At 34.2% G+C, this 950-nt stretch carries 1 protein-coding gene; it reads left to right on the forward strand.

What is annotated here, in order from left to right; translation table 11 throughout:
- The coding region (locus tag AC1DQW_RS27770; protein ID WP_477457034.1) for a glycosyltransferase at nucleotides 1–943 on the forward strand (943 nt) is incomplete at its 5' end.
- Nucleotides 944–950 lie beyond the last annotated feature (7 nt).

Below are 950 nucleotides of genomic sequence, written 5' to 3' on the forward strand. Positions count from 1 at the left end.
AGAATTTGTAGTTCCTTTTCAGCCAGATTCCTTGTTGAAAAAATTAAAAAAGGCGATAAAACTCTTTAAGGCAATAAGGAAAGTTAGAGAATTTAAACCTGACGTATTTGTTGCAACGGGTTTGGGATACGGATATTCAATGATCGCCTCTAAATTGCCCGCAACGGTTTTTAAAATATTTGAGGAAGTTCACTTTGAGGCAAAACCTGACAAATTAAGATTGAGGATGTTGAAGGATTTCGATGCTGTGGCAACTCAAACTAAAGGTATGATATCAGCATTTCAAACAAATGTATCCACGGCTAAACCAGTTAATTTTCTACCTTGTTTTTCTAAAGAGTATACGACAGAGAGCTTTAAAGCCATGCCTTCGGTTGTTAACGAAATACGTCTAGCTTATTTTGGCAGGCTTGCTAGGAATAAAGGACTAAAAGAGTTCATAAATTTTACCGAGAGTGTGTTTAAACAAAATGTTGAACTAAAATTAGATATCTATGGTGGAGGTGCTGAGAAAGATATCATACAAAAGACAATTAGTGATAATAATTTGAACGGGCAAATATCACTCAAAGGCTTTTATGATGATACAGAATTTCCAGAACTAATAGGAGGGTATCATGGAATAATTTTGCCGTCTATTGATACAGAGGGATTACCCCTGATATTAATTGAAGCTATGCGTTTTGGTCGACCGGTTTTTACAACAACAACGGGAGCTATGCCAGAAATTGGAAAAATAAACGAACAAGGTATGCTGGTTTCTGAAAAGGATAAGACCTCTATGGAATATAATTTAGGGATTTTTGTAGGAGAATTAAGAGCAAAAAAATATGATGCATCATATATATACAATATTTATAAGGAGAACTTTAGCAATGAAGCTTTTAGGAAAATCTGGATAAATATGCTTCAAAACCCGAAGCAGTATTTTTTAATTAACTAAACAGTTG

The sequence above is a fragment of the Mucilaginibacter sp. P5_A4 genome (assembly GCF_056400605.1).